The organism is Pseudomonas sp. WS 5010, from assembly GCF_012985565.1.
In the GTDB taxonomy this organism is placed as follows: domain Bacteria; phylum Pseudomonadota; class Gammaproteobacteria; order Pseudomonadales; family Pseudomonadaceae; genus Aquipseudomonas.
Genome location: NZ_JAAQWQ010000003.1, coordinates 76855 through 95929, shown reverse-complemented (window position 1 = coordinate 95929; position 19075 = coordinate 76855). Strand labels below are relative to the sequence as shown.

The 19075-nt window shown below is 62.4% G+C and carries 21 protein-coding genes and 1 pseudogene; 10 read left to right on the top strand and 12 right to left on the bottom strand.

The window, feature by feature from the left end; translation table 11 throughout:
- The 4 genes and pseudogenes from HBO11_RS09340 (at position 1) to HBO11_RS09325 (ending at position 3877) form a co-directional block, all read left to right on the top strand.
- Positions 1–1089 (top strand): M14 family metallopeptidase, encoded by a 1089-nt coding sequence (locus HBO11_RS09340; protein ID WP_169951296.1) that lies wholly within the window; start codon positions 1–3, stop codon positions 1087–1089.
- A 54-nt stretch (positions 1090–1143) separates the two neighbouring features.
- On the top strand, positions 1144–2784 hold the full coding sequence (locus HBO11_RS09335; RefSeq protein WP_169951299.1) for a CapA family protein: 1641 nt from the start codon (positions 1144–1146) through the stop codon (positions 2782–2784).
- A gap of 112 nt (positions 2785–2896) precedes the next feature.
- Positions 2897–3492: pseudogene (locus HBO11_RS09330) on the top strand (NAD(P)H-dependent oxidoreductase).
- Positions 3479–3877 carry a MerR family transcriptional regulator gene (locus HBO11_RS09325; RefSeq protein ID WP_169951303.1) on the top strand — a complete coding sequence of 133 codons (399 nt, stop codon included), beginning with the start codon at positions 3479–3481 and terminating at the stop codon, positions 3875–3877. Before HBO11_RS09330 ends, HBO11_RS09325 begins: the two are co-directional and overlap by 14 nt.
- Here the strand turns inward: HBO11_RS09325 and HBO11_RS09320 are convergent.
- Entirely contained in the window at positions 3874–4056 is a 183-nt protein-coding gene (locus HBO11_RS09320; protein ID WP_170058879.1) for a hypothetical protein, read from the bottom strand. The genes HBO11_RS09325 and HBO11_RS09320 overlap by 4 nt on opposite strands.
- A gap of 136 nt (positions 4057–4192) precedes the next feature.
- Between HBO11_RS09320 and HBO11_RS09315 the strand changes: the two genes are divergently transcribed.
- From HBO11_RS09315 to HBO11_RS09300, 4 genes are all read left to right on the top strand, one after another.
- Positions 4193–4435: an exodeoxyribonuclease VII small subunit gene (locus tag HBO11_RS09315; RefSeq protein WP_029299452.1), complete on the top strand. Its 243-nt coding sequence runs from the start codon at positions 4193–4195 to the stop codon at positions 4433–4435.
- A complete protein-coding gene (gene ispA, locus HBO11_RS09310) occupies positions 4432–5319 on the top strand; it encodes a (2E,6E)-farnesyl diphosphate synthase (RefSeq protein ID WP_169951308.1) in 888 nt (295 codons plus the stop codon). The genes HBO11_RS09315 and ispA overlap by 4 nt, the downstream gene beginning before the upstream one ends.
- Positions 5320–5429: 110 nt before the next feature.
- Entirely contained in the window at positions 5430–7328 is a 1899-nt protein-coding gene (dxs, locus tag HBO11_RS09305) for a 1-deoxy-D-xylulose-5-phosphate synthase (protein WP_169951310.1), read from the top strand.
- A gap of 135 nt (positions 7329–7463) precedes the next feature.
- The gene (locus tag HBO11_RS09300) at positions 7464–9359 is read left to right on the top strand and encodes a TonB-dependent receptor (RefSeq protein WP_169951312.1); all 1896 of its coding nucleotides are present in this window, start codon (positions 7464–7466) and stop codon (positions 9357–9359) included.
- Between the two features lie 146 nt (positions 9360–9505).
- Here HBO11_RS09300 and HBO11_RS09295 read toward each other — a convergent pair whose 3' ends face one another.
- From HBO11_RS09295 to nrdR, 11 genes are all read right to left on the bottom strand, one after another.
- Complete coding sequence (locus HBO11_RS09295; protein WP_169951315.1) at positions 9506–10303, bottom strand: cobalamin-binding protein; 798 nt, start codon at positions 10301–10303, stop codon at positions 9506–9508.
- On the bottom strand, positions 10303–10722 hold the full coding sequence (locus HBO11_RS09290; protein ID WP_169951318.1) for a nuclear FMR1 interacting 1 family protein: 420 nt from the start codon (positions 10720–10722) through the stop codon (positions 10303–10305). The genes HBO11_RS09295 and HBO11_RS09290 overlap by 1 nt, the downstream gene beginning before the upstream one ends.
- A complete protein-coding gene (gene ribA, locus HBO11_RS09285) occupies positions 10719–11336 on the bottom strand; it encodes a GTP cyclohydrolase II (RefSeq protein ID WP_169951320.1) in 618 nt (205 codons plus the stop codon). The genes HBO11_RS09290 and ribA overlap by 4 nt, the downstream gene beginning before the upstream one ends.
- Positions 11337–11465: 129 nt before the next feature.
- Positions 11466–12194 carry a transporter substrate-binding domain-containing protein gene (locus HBO11_RS09280; protein WP_169951322.1) on the bottom strand — a complete coding sequence of 243 codons (729 nt, stop codon included), beginning with the start codon at positions 12192–12194 and terminating at the stop codon, positions 11466–11468.
- Between the two features lie 66 nt (positions 12195–12260).
- Positions 12261–13226, bottom strand: coding sequence for a thiamine-phosphate kinase (gene thiL, locus HBO11_RS09275; RefSeq protein WP_169951324.1), 966 nt, complete (start codon positions 13224–13226; stop codon positions 12261–12263).
- 18 nt (positions 13227–13244) lie between these two features.
- A complete protein-coding gene (gene nusB, locus HBO11_RS09270) occupies positions 13245–13745 on the bottom strand; it encodes a transcription antitermination factor NusB (RefSeq protein WP_029299437.1) in 501 nt (166 codons plus the stop codon).
- Positions 13742–14218, bottom strand: a complete 477-nt coding sequence (gene ribE, locus HBO11_RS09265; RefSeq protein WP_003176356.1) for a 6,7-dimethyl-8-ribityllumazine synthase — start codon at positions 14216–14218, stop codon at positions 13742–13744. The genes nusB and ribE overlap by 4 nt, the downstream gene beginning before the upstream one ends.
- A 90-nt stretch (positions 14219–14308) precedes the next feature.
- Positions 14309–15400: a bifunctional 3,4-dihydroxy-2-butanone-4-phosphate synthase/GTP cyclohydrolase II gene (gene ribBA / locus HBO11_RS09260; RefSeq protein WP_169951326.1), complete on the bottom strand. Its 1092-nt coding sequence runs from the start codon at positions 15398–15400 to the stop codon at positions 14309–14311.
- 15 nt (positions 15401–15415) lie between these two features.
- The gene (locus HBO11_RS09255) at positions 15416–16090 is read right to left on the bottom strand and encodes a riboflavin synthase (protein ID WP_169951329.1); all 675 of its coding nucleotides are present in this window, start codon (positions 16088–16090) and stop codon (positions 15416–15418) included.
- 47 nt (positions 16091–16137) lie between these two features.
- Positions 16138–17274, bottom strand: a complete 1137-nt coding sequence (gene ribD, locus HBO11_RS09250; RefSeq protein ID WP_169951331.1) for a bifunctional diaminohydroxyphosphoribosylaminopyrimidine deaminase/5-amino-6-(5-phosphoribosylamino)uracil reductase RibD — start codon at positions 17272–17274, stop codon at positions 16138–16140.
- Positions 17271–17735 (bottom strand): transcriptional regulator NrdR, encoded by a 465-nt coding sequence (gene nrdR, locus HBO11_RS09245; RefSeq protein WP_057439031.1) that lies wholly within the window; start codon positions 17733–17735, stop codon positions 17271–17273. Before nrdR ends, ribD begins: the two co-directional genes overlap by 4 nt.
- A gap of 139 nt (positions 17736–17874) precedes the next feature.
- Between nrdR and HBO11_RS09240 the strand changes: the two genes are divergently transcribed.
- Together HBO11_RS09240 and HBO11_RS09235 are read left to right on the top strand one after the other, a co-directional pair.
- Positions 17875–18330 (top strand): YbaY family lipoprotein, encoded by a 456-nt coding sequence (locus tag HBO11_RS09240; RefSeq protein ID WP_169951333.1) that lies wholly within the window; start codon positions 17875–17877, stop codon positions 18328–18330.
- Complete coding sequence (locus tag HBO11_RS09235) at positions 18327–18983, top strand: 50S ribosomal protein L11 methyltransferase (protein ID WP_169951335.1); 657 nt, start codon at positions 18327–18329, stop codon at positions 18981–18983. Before HBO11_RS09240 ends, HBO11_RS09235 begins: the two co-directional genes overlap by 4 nt.
- Positions 18984–19075: the final 92 nt, after the last annotated feature.

Sequence of the window (19075 nt, the reverse complement as noted above, 5' to 3'; positions counted from 1 at the left end):
ATGGACTTATCCTGCTTTTCACAAAGCTACGCCGAAGCTCGGCAAAAATTCCTCCAGGCCTGTGCCAATGCGGGTCTGGAGGCTCAATCTCATCCTCACCCACTACCGGGTATCGATGGCGAGGAACTGGCCCTGGATGTGGTATTTGCCGGCTCACCAAAGGCCACCAACCTGCTGGTCCTGAGCAGCGGCGTACATGGTGTGGAAGGCTTCTGCGGCTCGGCCGTACAGGTTGATCACCTGCGCAACCGCGAGTGGGGGGAGCACTGCCAGCGCCAGGACCTGGCGGTGCTGTACCTGCATGCGATCAACCCCTACGGCTTCTCCTGGCTGCGCCGGGTCAACGAAGACAATATCGACCTCAATCGTAACTTCATTGACTTCAACCAACCGCTGCCCGACAACCCAGACTACCGCGCCCTCGCCCCGCTGCTGCTTCCCCGCCGGCAGCCACCCACCCTGCTCAGCACGTTGGGCCTGGCCGGATATGCGCTGCGACATGGCACCAAAGCCCTGCAGTCAGCCATTACCCGGGGCCAACACAGCCACCCTGAAGGCCTGTTTTACGCAGGCGCGGCCCCCGCCTGGAGCAACCTGCAACTACGCCAGATTATCCGTCGCCTGGGCAACCACTGCCGGCGCATCGGCTGGATCGATGTGCACACCGGGCTAGGCCCGTGTGGCGTGGGTGAGCGGATCTATAAAGGGCTCAACCACCCCAACGATATTGCGCGGGCACGAAGCTGGTGGGGCGCACAGGTCACGGCCAGCGCAGACGGAACCTCCTCGTCGGCCATGCTCAATGGCACCCTGGATCTGGCCGTGATGGAGGAATGCCCGCACGCGCAATACAACGGCTTGACCCTGGAATACGGCACCCAGCCAGGGCCACGGGTACTTGAAGCGCTACGTGCCGATCACTGGCTGCACGCCCATCCGGATACGGCACAAGCCCGACGGGTGCAGATCAAGCGCCAGTTGCGCGATGCCTTCTACATCGACACCGAACTCTGGAAGCGCCGGGTCCTGGAACAAGCCCGAGAAGTGACTGCGCTGACCCTGCGCGGTCTTGCCACGCGCCTTGAATGACAAAAATGCCCACTATCGGTGGGGTACCCACTCAAACCACAGAGGATGTTCATGATGAGTGCATATTTGGTGCAAGCGTTAAAAGAGGTCATGCAAAAGGTCCAGACCCGTCTCGACCAGCATCAGGATGAGGTCGTCACCACACTCAGCCGCGTAGCCACGGGCGAGCTGAAGATGACCGAGACGCTCAGCCCCGATGAGCAGGAGTGCGCCCGACTGCTGTTCGGCTGGGTGGCGCAGGAGGGCCCGCAAAAGGTGTTTGCCGCGATCCAGCCCGTGCTGGCCGATCCTGCCAAGTTGAGCGCCGGCATCACCCTCGATGAAATCATCGAAGGCCCGCCGTTCGGGATCATCCCGCCGGCTCTCAAGCACATTGACCTGCGCGCCCTGACCCGACTCGCGGTACTTCTGGCCAGCTACATCTTTTATGAGCAATTCCACTACCCACAGCCAGAAACCGGGGTGTACGACATCTCGGGCAAGCCTTTCCAAAAACTCAAATGGCTTTACCGCTACTGGTTCAATCAACTTGAAGTGGCCGAGAAAGGCTCCGGGCTGGAGGAGCTGTTTGAGTCCCAGGCGTTCAACTTCTTCAACCTGAATCAATCGCCGATAGACCCAGGCTTCGGCAACCCGCCTTTGCGTTCGGTCTCGGTTTCATGTGCCGGAGACCTGCTGGCGGTCGATGTCCTGACCCCGGAAAACACCCCGCACCTGTTCGACGACATCACGGATTTCTACAGCAGCGCAGACATCGTCAGCGCCAACCTGGAATCGACCGTTGACTGCCACAGAAAACCGGGACGCCATCAGGCCAAAGGGCAACCGGCCCAGATGAATACATCCGAGGCGATGTTCCGCAAGTTCCGTGACGAGGCGAAAATCAACTTCTTCAGTACCGCGACCAACCACGCCATGGACTGGGATGAACAAGGCGTACTCGCCACCCTCGATGTACTGAAAAAATCCGGCGCCTACTATGCCGGCACTGCCGCCAGCCAGGCCGAGCAGGATGACGTGGTGGTGGTGGAAAAAAACGGCATCAAGGTTGCCTTGCTGGCCTACACCTTTGACCTCAATGGCCGCGACCCATCGCCTGACAAGGCGTACCTGGCCAACGTGGTGCGCTTCAACGATGTAAACCCGGCGCCCGACTACTCACTGATCGAAAAACAGGTCGCCCGCGCCAAAGCCAAGGGGGCGGACTGGATCATCGCCTACTGCCACTGGGGCTGGGAGTTCGAGATGTACCCCCACCTCAATATCGTGGAAGCCGCACGCAAGGTGATTGCCTGCGGTGTAGACACGATCCTTGGCAACCATGCGCATGTCAGCCAGCCCGCAGAACTTATCCCGCGCCCTGGCAAGCAGGATGCGCTGGTGATCTACGCGTTCGGCGACTTCGTCAGTTATCACCCCGAAAGCCGTAACTCAAAACTGGCCTACACCCTCAAATTCAGCATCGGGAAATTCCTGGGTGTTACTCGCCTGTTCAACGTCAAGGCACTGCCTATCTACATCGTTAACGAAAGATTGGATGACACGCGTTTCAACTGCCGCATCGTCAAATTCTTCGATGTGCTGGAGAACCCGGATGGCTACGGGCTGACCGAGTTGGAGAAGAGCCAACTGCCCCATCTGCGGGACAAGGTGTGGAGCGATATTCTGTCGCCACTTTCCAGCCTCCCGGACTGATGTGAGCAACAGCGCCAAGCCTGCCTTACACGGCAGGCTTTTTTGTAGGGCCCTTGACTCTCCCCTATACGGCAGACCCTACGCTGAAGATCATTTCCCCAAGGGCTTTCCCGTGGTTCAGCGCATCCTGGTCATCCTCGGCCACTCCTCCAGCACCAGCTTCTGCTCGGCCCTCGCCGAGACCTACCTGCAATCGGCCAGAAACGCCGGGCATGAGGTACGTCTCCTGCGCCTGGGCGAGCTGACGTTCGACCCGATCCTGCACCATGCCTATCACCAGGCCCAACCCCTGGAGCCCGACTTGCTCGGCGCCCAATCCGACATCCTCTGGGCTACTCATCTGACGTTCGTGTTCCCCATCTGGTGGGGCGGTGTTCCGGCGTTGTTGAAGGGGTTTATCGATCGGATCTTCCTTGCCGGCTTCGCCTTCAAATACCGCAAGGGCAAGGCGTTCCCCGACAAGCTCTTGAAGGGCCGCACCGCCCACCTGCTGGTGACCATGGATACGCCACCGTGGTATTACCGCTGGTTCTACCGCATGCCCGGCCTGCACCAAATGCGCAAGACCACCCTTGAGTTTTGTGGCATCAAGCCGATCAAGACGTTGATGTTCGGCCCACTGCTGGGCTCTACTGCAGCGCAGCGCGACAAGTGGCTGAAGAAGGCCCGCACACTCTTTTAGGAAAGGACCTGCATGTACATCGGTAAAGCCGCGCAGTTGTCAGGCACGACGATCAAGGCGATTCGTCACTACGAGGACATCGGCTTGCTACCGCAGCCGCAACGCGAGGGGCGGTATCGGGTGTATTCGGCGCAGAGCGTTGAGCTGCTGACGTTTATCAAGTGCGCGCAGCAGTTGGGCTTCAAGCTCAAGGAGTTGCAGGGGATTCTTCACGGGTACCGTGGCAATGAACTGCCTTGGCAGCGCGCCAACCAGGCGATAGCACAAAAGAAACTCGAGTTGATGACGCAGATCCAAGCCCTGCAGCAAGTGCATGCAGGGCTGGTGGCGTTTGAGGGCAGCCTGGAACAGGCCCAGGGTCAGTGCCAGTTTGCACGTCTGGTGGAAACCGGCACGGCGCGCATCGGCTAGTTCAGCAGGTCGCCCCATTTGTTTTGCAGGACGCGCTCTTCTGCCAGGATTTCCCGCGTCATGCTGCCAACCCATTGCTGGGCAAAACCATTAGCTTCACGCAGCAGTACGATGTCATCGAGCTCGAAGTCGCCGGGTTGGGCCACGTCCTGATGCTCATCCAGCATCTTCCTGACCATTTCATTGAGCTGCTTAGGAGCTGAAGCCTTGGCTGTATGACTGAAAAACCCCGGCGTGCCCAAGCGCCCCTCATTTGCCCCTCCACCCCCTATCTGCTAGTGTCGCGCCCGTTTACCGTCAACCGGAATAGCCGCCATGGCCCGCAAAAAAGTTGCACTCGATTTCGAACAATCCCTCGCCGACCTGCAAACCCTGGTCGAGCGTCTGGAGAACGGCGAGTTGTCGCTGGAAGACTCGTTGACGGCGTTCGAGCAAGGTATCGGCCTGACCCGCGACTGCCAGAGCGCCCTGGCGCAGGCGGAGCAGAAGGTCCAGGTATTGCTGGAACGGGATGGGGAGTTGGCCGAAGAACCTTTCGACGCGGAACAAGCGCAATGATCGACGTTTATCAGGCCAGCAGTCAGGCTCGGGTCAATGCTGCGCTCGAACCGCTGTTTGTGGCACCCAGCCCGGAGCTGGCCAGGCTGTATGAGGCCATGCGCTACAGCGTGATGAACGGCGGCAAGCGCGTACGGCCATTGCTCGCCTATGCGGCCTGCGAGGCGCTGGGCGTGGACGCCGCGCAAGCCAATGGCGCGGCGTGTGCGGTGGAGTTGATTCATGCCTATTCATTGGTGCATGACGATTTGCCGGCGATGGACGATGACGATCTGCGTCGCGGCCAGCCCACTACCCATAAAGCCTTTGACGAAGCCTGTGCGATCCTCGCCGGTGACGGCCTGCAAAGTCTGGCGTTCAGCGCCTTGCTTGATCCGCGCCTGAGCGGCGTGAATGCCGAGATTCGCCTGCGTATGGTCACCGCGTTGGCCAGCGCTGCGGGCCCGGCCGGTATGGTCGGGGGCCAGGCGATTGACCTGGGGTCGGTGGGCCTCAAGCTGGACCAGCAAGCCCTGGAATATATGCACCGGCACAAGACCGGTGCGCTGATCGAGGCTGCCGTGCACCTCGGCGCCCTGGCCAGTGGCCGCGCCGAAGCGGCGCAGTTGGCCGCCTTGCAGACCTATGCCCGGGCCATCGGCCTGGCGTTCCAGGTGCAGGACGATATTCTCGACGTAGAAAGCGATACCGCGACCCTCGGCAAGCGCCAGGGCGCCGATATTGCCCGTGACAAGCCGACCTATCCGTCACTGCTGGGGCTCGAAGCCGCCAAGGCCTATGCCCTGGAGCTGTGCGACCAGGCCCTGGCCGCCCTGCGACCATTCGACGCGGCAGCCGAGCCGCTGCGTGACCTGGCGCGGTATATCGTCGAACGCCGCCACTGATTACAGCGGCCTTTACCGCCGCATATCGGCCAAGTTCGGTGCTCTGCGTGGGCAGTTTGCGATGCTTGAGGTAAACTGCCGCCTCTTCTATACCTATAACGATTCGCCTGATGCCCACGACGTTTCAAGAGATTCCCCGCAAGCGCCCGACCACGCCTCTGCTGGACCGTGCTAACACGCCGGCCGGCCTGCGCCGCCTGGGTGAAGCCGAGCTGGAAACCCTGGCCGATGAGTTGCGCCTGGAATTGCTCTACACGGTCGGCCAGACCGGTGGGCATTTTGGTGCTGGCCTTGGCGTCATCGAGCTGACCATCGCGTTGCATTACGTATTCGACACCCCGGACGACCGGCTGGTGTGGGACGTGGGCCACCAGGCGTATCCGCACAAAATCCTCACCGGACGCCGCGAGCGCATGGCCACCTTGCGCCAGAAGGACGGCATCGCCGCCTTCCCGCGCCGCGCCGAGAGCGAATACGACACCTTTGGCGTCGGCCACTCCAGCACCTCGATCAGCGCAGCCCTGGGCATGGCGATTGCCGCCCGTCTGCAAAACAGCGATCGCAAGGCGATTGCCGTGATCGGTGATGGCGCACTGACAGCCGGCATGGCGTTTGAAGCGCTGAACCATGCGCCGGAAGTGGACGCCAACATGCTGGTGATCCTCAACGACAACGACATGTCGATCTCGCGCAATGTCGGTGGTTTGTCCAATTACCTGGCGAAGATCCTGTCCAGCCGCACCTACGCCAGCATGCGCGAGGGCAGCAAAAAAGTGCTGTCCCGCCTGCCCGGCGCCTGGGAAATTGCCCGCCGTACCGAAGAATACGCCAAGGGCATGCTGGTCCCCGGCACCCTGTTCGAAGAGCTGGGCTGGAACTATATCGGCCCCATCGACGGCCACGACCTGCCGACCCTGATCGCTACCCTGCGCAATATGCGCGACCTCAAGGGCCCGCAGTTCCTGCATATCGTCACCAAGAAAGGCAAAGGCTTCGCCCCGGCGGAAGTCGACCCGATTGGCTACCACGCCATCACCAAGCTCGAACCGCTGGACGCGCCCGTGGCGGCGCCGAAAAAGGCCAGTGGGCCGAAGTACTCCGGTGTGTTTGGCGAATGGCTGTGCGACATGGCCGCCGCCGATCCGCGCCTGGTGGGCATTACCCCGGCGATGAAGGAAGGCTCCGACCTGGTGGCGTTCAGCGAGCGTTTCCCGCTGCGCTACTTCGACGTGGCGATTGCCGAGCAACACGCGGTGACCTTTGCCGCTGGCATGGCCTGCGAAGGCGCCAAGCCAGTGGTGGCGATCTACTCCACGTTCCTGCAACGCGGTTATGACCAGCTTGTCCACGATGTGGCGGTGCAGAACCTCGACGTGCTGTTCGCCATCGACCGCGCCGGCTTGGTGGGCGAAGACGGCCCGACCCACGCCGGCAGCTTTGATCTGTCGTACTTGCGCTGCATCCCCGGCATGCTGGTGATGACCCCAAGCGACGAGAACGAGCTGCGCAAGATGCTCAGCACCGGCCACCTGTACAACGGCCCCGCAGCGGTACGCTACCCCCGTGGCAACGGCCCGAATGCGCTGATCGAGAAAGACCTGGAGCCGATCGAGATCGGCAAGGGCATCGTGCGGCGCCAGGGCAGCCAGACTGCGTTCCTGGTCTTCGGCGTGCAACTGGCCGAAGCCCTGAAAGTGGCGGAAAAAATCGACGCCACCGTGATCGACATGCGCTTCGTCAAACCCCTGGATGAAGCCCTGGTGCGCGAGATCGCCGGCAGCCATCAATTGCTGGTAACGGTTGAAGAAAACGCCATCATGGGCGGCGCCGGTGCGGCAGTCAGTGAGTTCCTGGCACGGGAGAATATCCTCAAGTCGGTGCTGCACCTGGGTTTGCCGGACATTTATGTGGAGCACGCCAAGCCGGCGCAGATGCTGGCTGAGTGCGGGCTGGATGAAGCGGGGATCGAGGCTGCGGTTCGCCAGCGCATGGCCTTGCTCGGCCTGTAAACCGGATCAAATTGTGGGAGCTGGCTTGCCTGCGATAGCATCACCCCGGTCTGTCTGAAAGACCGAGGTGTCTGCACCGCAGGCAAGCCAGCTCCCACATTTGTTTTGTATTGCCTTGGAACCCATGGACGGCCCATGAAACACCTTCGACTTGCCCTGCCACTCCTGCTCCTACCCACTCCAGAGCTGCTCGCCGACACCCGCGACGCCGCCCTGAAGCTCCCCGATGTGGTCATCAGCGCCAACCGCCAGGTGCAGGCGCGCAATGACAGCAGCGCCGCCAACACCGTATTCACTCGCGACGATATCGACCGCCTGCAACCCTCCAGCGTGACCGACCTGCTCAGCCGCGTGCCCGGTGTACAAGTGGCGCGGACCGGTGGCCGGGGCAGCTTGCCGGGGATCTTCATACGCGGCACAAAGTCGGCGCAAAGCCTGGTGCTGGTGGATGGCCAGCGGATCGCCAATGCCACCTCTGGCGACAGTGGCCTGCAATACTTGAATGTCGACCAGATTGAACGGGTGGAAGTGCTGCGCGGATCGCGCTCGGTGATTTACGGCAGTGACGCGATTGGCGGGGTGATCCAGATATTTACCCGACGCAATGCCGGACCAGGCCTGCAACCGCGCCTGAAGTTGGGCTTTGGCAGCAACAACACCTGGGAGCGCAGCCTGGGCCTGTCGGGCGGTGATCAACGCACGCGCTTCAACCTGGGCGCGAGCCTGGATGACACGGCCGGTATCGACTGGAGCCACGCCTCCTTCCCCAGCGACCGCGACCATGATGCCTATCGCAATAAGTCGCTGAGCTTGAACCTCAGCCATGAGTTCAGCGATGAGCTGGAGGTGGGTTTTAACCTGCTGGATAGCCGGGGCAAGTCGGAATATGACAACAGCTTTGGACGCTATGATTTCGCCACGGGGCAAAGTGTCGGCCAAAAGCCCTATACCGACTACACCGTCAGCAGCGCCAGCGCTTACATCGACGCCCAACTCAACGAGGCCTGGCAGACCCGTGTAGAGCTGGGCCACAGCGAAAACCGCGACACCAAGCGCGACAAGCTCAGCACTGACTTCAGTGTGTTCAACACCTATCGCGACTCGATCAACTGGCAGAACGACCTGACGCTCGACCAGCAGAACAGCCTGATTCTGGGCGGTGATTGGTATGAGGACCGCTTTCACGGCAGCACCACGTTCAGCGAAAACAGCCGCTGGAACCGTGCCGCATTTATCCAGCATCGTTTCAAGGGCGAGTGGTTTTCCACCGAACTGGGGCTGCGCCGCGACCAGAACCAGCAATTTGGAGGGCAGAACAGCTGGAGCGGCACCCTGACCTTGCCAGTCAACAGCGATAACGACGTATTGCTGAGTTACAGCGAAGGGTTTCGCGCACCGACTTTCAATGACCTGTACTACCCCGACACCCAGTACAGCAATCCGAACCTGCAGCCAGAGACATCGAAAAGCTATGAACTGCAATGGCGCAGCCAGCTCAGTGACAGCACACGCCTGGAAGCCTCGCTGTACCGCACCGACCTGAAAGACGCGATCATCCTCGACGCCAGCAGCAAGCCACAAAATGTCGCCACCGCCCGCATCAACGGCTTCGAAGCCGCCCTCAAGCAGGAGTTCTTCGGCTGGCAAGGCAACCTCGGCCTGTCGATCATCGACCCGCGCGACCGCAACAGCGGCCACACCCTGGCCCGTCGTGCCCGGCGCACCCTGAACCTGGACCTGGATCGGCAGTTCGACCAATTGAGCCTGGGCGCCAGCTGGCAGGCCATCAGCAGCAGCTACGACGACGAGTACAATAAAAACCGGCTAGCAGGCTATTACCTGCTGGGATTGCGCAGCGGTTGGGCGCTGAACCGGGAAGTGGCGCTTTCGCTCAAGGTCGATAACCTGCTGGATCGCCGCTATACACGGGCGTGGTACAGCTATGACGATCCGAACTTCGCGAACAACCAGCCGTACCGCGAAGAAGGCCGGACGTGGATGCTTGGGGTGACGTGGACGCCGCAGCTCTGAGGTTGTCCGGGCCGACGCCATTGCAGGCAAGCCAGCTCCCACATTTGTTCTGTGGTGTGGCCAAAATATTCTGCACTGCCGAGCTCCCACCTTTTGATGTGTGAATACAGTCAAATGTGGGAGCTCGCTTGCCTGCGATAGCGGTCTTAGCGGTTCGGCGCAATCACCTGACACAACCTCGCCACCGCCTCCACCATCTGCCCACTGGGCCGCTCCAGCCCTTTATCCGGCACGATCAGCAAGCGCCCCTGGACCACCGCCGCCACCTGGGGCCAGGCCTTCCAGTCGTCCAGTTGCGCTTGATCCGCCGCCAGGATCACCTGGGGATCACGCTGCAACACCGACTCGATATTGACCTGCGGGGCTGGCAACTTGAGGTCGTCAAACACATTGCGCGCGCCACATACGCTAAGCGCATCGCTGATGATCTGCCCACCGCCCACGGTGTACAGCGGTTGGTTCCAGACCTGGTAGAACACGCGCAACGGCTCGCTACGCTGATAACGCTGGCGCAACTCGGCCAAGCGTTGACGCAAGCGGTCGGCCAGTTGGCGACCGGCTTCGGCGCGGCCCAACTGTTGGGCGATGGCTTCGACCTGGCTGCTCAGTTGTTCAAGGCTATGGGGTTCGGCGACGTAGATCGGGATGTTCAAGCGCTTGAGCTGCTCGCGCTGGGCGGGGCCGACGCTGCCGGGCCAGAGCAGCAACAAGTCAGGCTGCAGGCTGAGCAGCCGCTCCAGATCCAACTGCCCATAACGGCCCACCGAGGGCACATTGCGCAGCGCGTCAGGCCGTTCGCCGCCGTCGAGCACGCCCACCAGCAGATCGCTCGCACCCAGCTCAACGACGATTTCAGATAGGGACGGTGCGAGGCTGACCACCCGCTCGACCGCCGCCGCCGACGCGCTGGCGGCCAGCAGCAGAACCGCCAGCCACAAGCGCATCAACCGAGCTGACGCGGGATGCGATAGAGGTAGAACAGCACCAGGGTCGACAAGGCCAGGAGAAACAGCGGCACTGCCTCCAGGCCGACGAACACGGCCAGCGCACCGATCCAGGCCGGGAACGCCGCGACCAGCAGCGCCGTGCGTCGACGAGCCGCGAGGGTGATCCAGGCGGCGGGCTCTTCAGGTGTATCCAGGGCCTTGGAGGTGGCAATCAGCGCATGTTTATAGCCATGGAAGTAACGCAGGCTGGCAAACATCGAGGCAACGCCGGCGATAAAGAACGGCATCGCCAACACTGGCAACAGCGGCTCGCCCTGACCAAACACCAGGTTGATCACGAACAACGGCAGCAACGCCAGCGCCAGGTACTGCCACCAACTGAAGGACAGCCGCCGCTTGACCTGGCCGCGCGTCACGCCCGGTCGACCTCGCCCTGATGCTCGTTGCCCATCATATGGTCGAGCTTGCTGGCTTTGGTCGCCAGGTAGAGTTTGTTGTGCGGGTTATGCCCGGTGTGCAGCGGCACGCGCTCGGCAACGGTGATGCCCATCTCGGTCAAGGCGTTGACCTTGCGCGGGTTGTTGGTCATCAGGCGCAGGGACTGGATGCCCAGGTGTTCGAGCATCGGCAGGCAGATGCCGTAGTCGCGCTGATCGGCGGCAAAGCCCAGGCGCTCATTGGCTTCTACGGTGTCGGCGCCGCCGTCTTGCAGTTCGTAGGCGCGGATCTTGTTCAGCAAACCAATGCCCCGGCCTTCCTGACGCAGATACAGCAGCACGCCACGGCCTTCACGGGCGATGGCTTGCAAGGCGGCTTCCAGTTGCGAACCGCAGTCGCAGCGCTGGCTGAACAGTGCGTCACCGGTCAGGCACTCGGAGTGCACGCGGCCCAGGACCGGGGCGCCATCGGCCACATCGCCCAGGCTGAGCACGACATGCTCGCGCCCGGAGGCTTTTTCAAGAAAGCCATGCATGGTAAACGTGGCAAAAGGGGTAGGCAGCTTGGAAGCAGCGACGAAAACGACGGGCACCGTGTGCTCCTGATTTCAGATTTCACAGAGGCAGGCATTGTAACAGCACGTTCCTACAGACGCTTAAGCTGAATTATCGCTGATAAAGATCAATCGGTTCGATTGGCCTTTGCCTTGGTTCTATGGGCGTCAAAACGGATACGGCTGATTCCAGCGCTGGAAAATCGGTTTCAACTCGCCACTTTTCACCAGCGCCTCCATGCGCTGGTCAAACAACGCCATCAGCGCCCGCCCCCGCTCATTGTCGGTAAACCCCAGGAACAACGGCAGTTCGGCAATGTGCGTGAGCTTGAACGCGGACGGGTCGTCGGCTTGGCCCAGGATGTATTTCAATTCGGCCAGGGCATCGATGTAGAAGTCGGCCCGCCCGTGCTGGAGCATCGGCAAAATCCCGCCACGACGCTCGATCTGGTTGAAACGATGAATATTGGGCAGGTACTCCTCGTACTTGTAGCCGCGCACCCAGGCCAGGCGGTAAGTACCCAGGGTCACCAGGGTCGGTACGGGGCTGCCCGCCAGGCCCAGGGCGTAGATGTGGTCGGCGTCATAGTTCCAGCGGGCGTACAGCACGCCTTCGGTTTCATCATGATAGGAGCCGACCCAGGCATCCACTTCGCCCCGCCGTGCCAGGCCGACTGAGCGGGTGTAGGGCACGCTGCGAATCTTGACCTTGACCCCGGCCGGCTCGAAGATTTCCCTCAACACATCCCAGGCCAGGCCGCTGCCGTCGGCGTTGGTGTAGTCATTCCAGGTTTCACTGGCCAGACGGATCTGGCTGGGCACTTCAGAGCTGTCATCGGCCCATACGCCAGGCGCGACAACACACAGCAGGATCAGCAACCAGCGACGTAGCCCCATGATGACGTCCTCCTGGGAAAAGCGATCTGTTCTACAACGCTGTAAAGGGTAGCGCAGCCCGCCGTGTCACGGCGCCTGGCGAAAATGCTGATAGCCGCGCACGGCCGGGGTGATGTCGTGGCCGCGGGCATCCAGCAGCCTGACGCCCGCCCCCGCTTCCACACGCCCGACAACCTGCACCGGCCAACCGTCGGCCAGCAACGGCGCCAGCTCAGCGGGCGGCAGGGTGAACGCGAGGACATAATCGTCGCCACCGCTCAAGGCGGCAGCCCGCGCACCGTCATCGCCGAGAAAGGCCAGCAGCGCCGCCGACAGCGGCAGCCGTTGCCGCTCGATCACCAGGCTTACGCCTGACGCCTTGGCGATATGCCCGCAATCGGCTAGAAGGCCGTCGGAAATATCCAACGCAGACGTCGCCTTGCCACGCAACGCTATGCCCAGGGCCAACTGCGGTTGCGGCGACCAGTAATGGCCCAGCAACGGTTCGGCGACATCCGCCGCGGCACTACGCTGGCCCAACACCAACGGCAAGGCTGCGGCGGCATTGCCCAGGTCACCGCCGACACACAGCAGGTCGCCCGGCTGCGCCCCACTGCGGGTCAACGCCAGGCCCGCCGGGACACGGCCAAACACAGTGACGGTCAGGCTCAGCGGCCCACGAGTGGTATCGCCGCCCACCAGGCCCACGCCGCAGCGCTGGGCCATGGCGTTCAAACCCTGGGCATAGCGCTGCAACCAATCGGCCGCGACCGTCGGTAGGGTGAGTGCAAGGGTAAAGGCCAGGGGATTGGCGCCCATGGCCGCCAGATCGCTGACTGCCACCGCCAGCGAGCGCTGGCCGAGCAGGAACGGGTCGCAGGGGTCGGCAAAGTGCACGCCGGCCACCAGGGTATCGGTGGAGATTGCCAACTGTTCCCCGGGGGGAACCGCCAGCAAGGCGCAGTCGTCGCCGATCCCCAGGGCAATGCCCTCGCCGCCTTGCGCACAGGGCGCGGCGGCGAAGTAGGTACGGATCAGCTCGAACTCGCCCATCAGGGAGCCAAGCGCAGGTTAGCGCTTGTACGCCTTCACTTCGGCTTCACGCAGGCGCGGGGCCAGCTTGTCGAGCACGCCGTTGACGAACTTGTGACCGTCGGTCGAACCGTAGACTTTCGCCAGTTCGATACCTTCGTTGATCACTACGCGGTAAGGCACGTCAACGCGCTTGAGCAGCTCCCAGGTGGACAGGCGCATCACGCACAGTTCAACCGGGTCCAGCTCTTCGAGGGTCAGGTCCAGGCAGGGTGCCAGGGCTGTGTCGATCTCGCTCAGATTGGCATGCACACCGTGCAGGATGTCGTGGAAGTACGGCAGGTCGGCGAAGGTAAAATCGTTGTCGACGCGAAACTGCGCTTCGATTTCGTTCAGCGAAGTACCCGCCATCTGACGCTGATACAGCGCCTGGGTCGCCAACTGACGGGCAGCCCGGCGCTTTTCGTTCTTCGATGGTTTGCCGGCGTCCGCAGGACGTGGCTCGCGCGGGTTGAAACGATCGCTCTCGTCGGAAATCACTTGGCCTCCAACTGCGACAGCAGGCTGACCATTTCCAGCGCGGACAGGGCAGCTTCAGCGCCTTTGTTACCGGCCTTGGTGCCGGAACGCTCGATGGCTTGCTCGATGGAATCAACAGTCAGGACGCCGAAGGCCACTGGCACGCCGAACTCCATGGACACCTGGGCCAGGCCCTTGGTGCACTCGCCAGCCACGTATTCGAAATGCGGGGTGCCGCCACGAATGACCGCGCCCAGGGCGATGATTGCTGCGTATTCGCCTTGTTGCGCGACTTTCTGCGCAACCAGTGGAATTTCGAAGGCGCCAGGGGCACGGATAATCGTGATATCGCTTTCGCTCACACCGTGGCGAACCAGGGCGTCCACGGCACCGCTTACCAGGCTTTCAACCACGAAGCTGTTGAAGCGGCCAACCACCAGGGCGTAGCGGCCTTTGGGGGCGATGAAGGTACCTTCGATGGTCTTCAGGGTCATTCGACAAATCTCTTAAAGAGCCGGGACGCGTATCTGACGCGCCCCTTAGTGATATTTGAACCGCGAACAAGGTGCGACAATCGCCGGCCTTTATTCGGAGGGCACGTATTCTACTACTTCCAGGTCGAAACCGGATATCGCATTAAATTTCATTGGCGCACTCATCAAGCGCATTTTGCGCACGCCCAGGTCACGCAGGATCTGCGAACCGGCGCCGACGATGCTGTAGGTGGTCGGTTTTTTCACCGGCACCTGGTCAGCGCTTTCGCGGATATGGGCCAGCAGCACGTCGCCATCCACCGGGTTACCCAACAGCAGCACGACCCCGCTGCCCGCCTCGGAAACCGCAGCCATGGCGGCTCGCAGGCTCCAACGGCCCGGCTGCTTGACCATCAACAGGTCGCGCAGCGGGTCCATGTTGTGCACGCGCACCAGGGTCGGCTCTTCGGCGCAGATGTTGCCCAGGGTCAGCGCCATGTGCACGTCGCCTTCCACCGAATCACGGTAGGTCACCAGGTTGAAATGCCCCAGTTCGCTGTCCAGCGGCTGCTCGGCAATCCGCTGAACGGTACGTTCGTGGATCATCCGGTAGTGAATCAGGTCGGCGATGGTGCCGATCTTGATGTTGTGCTCGGCGGCAAAGGCTTCCAGCTCCGGGCGACGGGCCATGGTGCCGTCGTCATTCATCACTTCGCAGATCACCCCGCTCGGCTCGAAACCGGCCATGCGCGCCAGGTCGCAGGCAGCTTCGGTATGGCCGGCACGGGCCAGGGTGCCACCGGGCTGGGCCATCAGCGGGAAAATGTGGCCAGGGCTGACAATGTCTTCGGCCTTGGCGTCTTTGGCAGCCGCGGCTTGCACGGTGCGGGCGCGGTCAGCGGCAGAGATGCCGGTGGTCACGCCGGTGGTCGCTTCAATCGAGACGGTGAACTTGGTGCCAAACCCAGAACCATTGCGCGGTGCCATCAGCGGCAGCTTGAGCAGTTCGCAGCGCTCGCGGCTCATGGGCATGCAGATCAGGCCACGGGCGTGCTTGGCCATGAAGTTGATGTGTTCAGGCTGGCACAACTCGGCGGCCATGATCAGGTCGCCTTCGTTCTCGCGGTCTTCGTCATCCATCAGGATGACCATCTTGCCTTGGCGGATATCTTCAACCAGTTCTTCGATGCTATTGAGCGCCACGCGGCACCCCCTTGGTCAGGATTTCAGGTAGCCGTTAGCGGCCAGAAAACTTTCGGTGATGTTACTCGGCCCTTGAGAAAGGCTTGGCTCTGCGGCCTTATCGCCAAGCAGAAGGCGCTCCAGGTAACGGGCAAGCAAGTCGACTTCCAGGTTCACCCGGCGACCTGGCTGGTAAGACGCCATGATGGTTTCGCTGAGGGTGTGGGGAATGATGGTCAGTTCGAATTCGGCGCCATTCACGGCGTTCACGGTCAGGCTGGTGCCGTCGACGGTGATCGAGCCTTTGTGGGCGATGTACTTGGCCAATTCTTTCGGCGCACGGATGCGAAATTCCACGGCCCGCGCGTTTTCGCTGCGTGCCACTACTTCGCCGACGCCGTCGACATGGCCGCTGACCAGGTGGCCGCCCAGGCGGGTGGTCGGGGTCAGGGCTTTTTCCAGGTTGACCGGGCTGCCGGCCTTGAGGTCATTCATCGCGGTGCAGTCCAGGGTTTCCCGGCTGACGTCGGCGGCAAAGCCATTGCCCGGCAGTTCGATGACGGTCAGGCACACGCCGCTGACGGCGATGCTGTCGCCCAGCTTGACGTCGCCAAGGTCCAGCTTGCCGGTTTCAACCAGCAGGCGCACGTCGCCGCCTTTGGGGGTCATGGCGCGGATGCTGCCGATGGATTCGATAATGCCGGTGAACATGGCCTTCTCCTGGAAAACGGTACGGGCGCCTGGGCGCCCGGTCGGAATTATACGCTCGCTGCTGGCACAGGTATGGCAGTGACTCGCCAGTCGTCGCCTACAGCGCGCATTTCAGTGATCTTGAGTTGGGGGGCGTCGGCCAGTTTCTCAAGCGGCCAGTCGAGCAAAGGCCGGGCGGCGGAGCCCAGGAACTTGCCGGCGATGAAAATCACATACTCGTCCACCAGGCCCTGCTGGGCAAACGCGCCTGCCAGGCTTGGGCCGGCTTCCACCAGCACCTCGTTGACACCACGGGCCGCCAGCGCCACCAGCGCCGAGCGCAGGTCGACCTGGCCGTCGACACCCGGCACCACCAGGCATTCCGGGCCACGGGGGAACTGGTTCTCCGGGGTCACGCAGGTGATGACCAGGGCCGGCCCGGCCTTGAAGAACGGCGCATTGAGCGGCACCCGCAGGCGACCGTCGATCAGCACGCGCAGCGGTGGACGCGACATGGCCAGGGCCGTGGTTTCGGCATCCAGGCCCAGTTCGGCGGCACGCACGGTCAGGCGCGCACCATCGGCCAGCACGGTATCGGCACCGGTCAGCACCACACTGGCCTGGGCACGCAGGCGCTGCACGGCGGCGCGGCCGGCGGGGCCGGTGATCCATTGGCTCTCGCCACTGGCCATCGCGGTGCGGCCGTCCAGGCTCATCGCCAGCTTGACCCGCACAAACGGCAGGCCATGTTCCATGCGTTTGAGGAACCCTGGGTTCAGGGCACGCGCCTGGCTTTCCAGCACGCCGCTGAGCACCTCGATGCCGGCCTGGGCCAGGCGCTGCATGCCACGCCCGGCCACTTCCGGGTTCGGGTCCTGCATACCCGCGACCACCCGTGCCACGCCAGCGCTCACCAGCGCATCGGCGCAGGGCGGCGTATGACCATAATGGCTGCACGGTTCAAGCGTCACGTACACCGTGGCACCGCGGGCTTTGTCGCCAGCGGCGCGCAAGGCGTTGGGCTCGGCATGGGGCTCGCCGGTGCGCTCGTGCCAGCCTTCGCCGACAATCTGCCCATCGCGCACAATCACGCAGCCGACCCGAGGGTTGGGATGGGTGGTGTACAGGCCCTTGCGCGCCAATTCGAGGGCGCGAGCCATGTAATGGGCGTCGAGCACAGCCTGTTCTACAGAAGGAGGGTTCATTCTTTGACCGGCTCACGGGCCAGGCGGTCGATCTCTTCGCGGAACTCGTTGAGGTCCTGGAAGCGTCGATACACCGAGGCGAAACGAATGTAGGCAACTTCGTCGAGCTTTTGCAGCTCGCCCATCACCAGTTCTCCCACCACCAGGCTCTTGACCTCGCGCTCGCCAGTCGCGCGCAGCTTGTGCTTGATATGCGCCAGCGCCGCCTCCAGCCGCTCGACACTCACCGGGCGTTTTTCCAGGGCGCGCTGCATACCGGCGCGCAATTTGTCTTCGTCAAAGGGCTGGCGGCTGCCGTCGGACTTGATCAGGCGTGGCAGTACCAGTTCGGCGGTTTCGAAGGTGGTGAAACGTTCACCGCAGGCCAGGCATTCGCGCCGGCGACGTACTTGATCGCCCTCGGCGACCAGACGCGAGTCAATGACCTTGGTGTCGTTGGCACCGCAGAAGGGACAGTGCATGGTGGCAGGCAACAAAAAAAGGGAGGGCCATGGTAGCGCATCCCCGTGGCAAGACAAGCCATAGCCTTTACGGTATATAGGCTGACTATTATGTTTCTTATGTTTAGTTCACGGATTTTTGCCCTTTTTGGAGCCGTACATGCCGTTACGACCGCTGGTTTTACTCACAATGTTCAGTTTCCTGGTCGCGTGCAGCAGCGAAGCGCCAAAACCAGCGGCCCCGCAACCCACGCCGCAACAAGAGAAAAAAATCCCCGGCCAGGAACCGCTCGGGCCATTGCCGGCCTACCAGCGTGAAGTGAGCGGCACCCTCAACGGCGTACCGGCCGGCGCCGAAGTGGAACTGGCACTGCTGGTGATCGACGACCGCAGCCGCCCGCAACAACTGCTGGCCAGCAGCGTGCTGATCGGCAACAACAAACCGCTGGCTTTTCGCCTGCGCTTCAACCCGCAAGCGTTCCCCGCCGGTGCCCGCGTTGAGCTGCGAGGGCGTGCCAGCCAGTCCGGGCAGTTGATCCTGCACCTGCCGGCGGTGCGCATCCAACAGCCGATCACCCAGACCACCGGGCCGCTGCAACTCGTTCGCGCACCATGACGCCACCGCTGCACCTGCAACGGGCCTTGAGCGAACTGATCGGCGACGCGCAACTGGTGCCCTGCCCGTTACCGGGCACCGACCTGTCGTTGTGGCTGCTGGACGCCGACAACATGGACCGCGCCTTCAGCCCCGAAGAAACCCGGCGCATCCTGCATGAGCCGCCCTACTGGAGCTTCTGCTGGGCCAGTGGCCTGGCACTGGCCCGCTACCTGGCCGCCAACCCCGAGTGGGTGGCGGGCAAGCGCGTCCTGGATTTTGGCGCCGGCTCCGGGGTGGCAGGGATTGCCGCCGTGAAAGCCGGCGCCCTGGAAGTGGTGGCTTGCGACCTCGACCCACTGGCACTGGGCGCCTGCCGTGCGAATGCGCAACTCAATGGCGTAACGCTGGGTTATTCGGCGGATTTTTTTGCCGAAGCCGATCGTTTCGACCTGATCCTGGTGGCCGACGTGCTGTACGACCGGGCGAACCTGCCGCTGCTGGATCAATTTCTCACACGCGGACGGCAAGCATTGGTCGCCGATTCCCGGGTACGCGATTTCCAACATCCCGATTACCAACGGCTGGGGATCCTCGAGGCGCTGACGCTGCCGGACCTGGCGGAACCTTGGGAGTTTCGTAAAGTGAGTCTGTACCATTCGCGCAGGCCTTGAGGCCATCGCCGGCAAGCCGGCGCCTACAAAGCCTGTTTGACCTGCCCACGCTTTCAGCCAACCCCACCAAGCCTTATAGTTGCCCCATTCCC